Annotated in this window: 1 protein-coding gene; it reads left to right on the forward strand. The window is 53.0% G+C overall.

Translation table 11 applies throughout. The annotated features are described in order from the left end of the window. Positions 1-1,348, forward strand: a 1,348-nt coding sequence (essC, locus tag O3627_RS11755) for a type VII secretion protein EssC (protein WP_371621463.1), incomplete at both ends; no start/stop codon positions are given.

Genomic DNA, 1,348 nt, shown 5'->3' on the forward strand with positions numbered 1-1,348 from the left:
CCGGATCTGGGAAGTCGGAGACCATCCAGTCCTATATCCTGAGTCTTGCCGTCAACTTCCACCCGCATGATGTAGCTTTTCTGCTCATCGACTACAAGGGTGGGGGAATGGCCAACCTCTTCAAGAACCTGCCCCATCTCTTGGGAACTATCACCAACTTGGATGGAGCCCAATCCATGCGGGCACTGGCTTCCATCAATGCGGAGATTCACCGTCGGGAGCGGCTCTTCAGAGAGTTTGAAGTCAACCACATCAACCAATATCAAAAGAAATTTAAAAACGGGGAAGCAACCGAACCCCTGCCCCATCTCTTCCTCATCTCTGATGAGTTCGCAGAGCTCAAGGTCAACCAGCCTGACTTTATCAAGGAGCTGGTATCCATCGCTCGGGTCGGACGTTCCCTCGGGGTCCACTTGATCCTGGCTACTCAGAAGCCCTCTGGGGTGGTGGATGACCAGATCTGGTCCAACTCCCGCTTTAAGCTGGCACTTAAGGTAGCAGATCGGACAGACTCGATGGAAATGCTTAAGACACCAGATGCGGCAGAGATTACCCAGACTGGCCGGGCCTATCTGCAGGTCGGCAATAATGAAGTCTATGAACTCTTCCAGTCAGCCTGGTCAGGGGCAGACTACCAGCCGGATAAGGATGAGATGGGAATTGAAGACCATACTATCTACCTGATCAATGACCTAGGCCAATATGAGGTGCTCAATCAAGACTTGTCAGGTCTCGACTTAGCAGAAGATATCAAGGAAGTACCGACAGAGCTGGAGGCCATTGTCAGTCAGATTCAACTGCTGACAGAGAGCCAGCAGATCCCACCTGTACCACAGCCTTGGCTGCCGCCGCTTAAAGAGCGGATGACCCTGCAAGAGTTGGAACCGATCCAGCCGCAGGAAGCTTGGGAACAAAAGAAGCCGGTCTCCGTCCTTCTCGGAATGGCGGATATCCCGCAGGCACAGAAGCAAGAACCTGTCTCTGTCAACTTGTCCAAGGATGGGCATATCCTGCTCTACGGAAGTCCTGGTACAGGGAAGACAACCTTCCTGCAGAGTGCGGCCATGGACTTGGCTCGTAAGTTCAGTCCCAAAGATATCACGCTCTACCTGATGGACTTCGGGACCAATGGTCTGGCACCGCTGGGGCAATTACCACAGGTGGCCGATACTATGCTTCTCGATCAGACGGAGAAGATTGCCAAGTTTGTACGCATTATGGAGCGAGAGCTCAACCGGCGTAAGAAGCTCTTGTCTGACTACGGTGTTGGGACCTTGGATCTTTACCGTCAGGCTAGCGGTCAGCAAGAGCCGGCTATTGTCATCCTGCTGGACAGCTATGAGTCCAT

This window comes from Streptococcus sp. 27098_8_82 (assembly GCF_041431615.1).
Lineage (GTDB): Bacteria > Bacillota > Bacilli > Lactobacillales > Streptococcaceae > Streptococcus > Streptococcus sanguinis_K.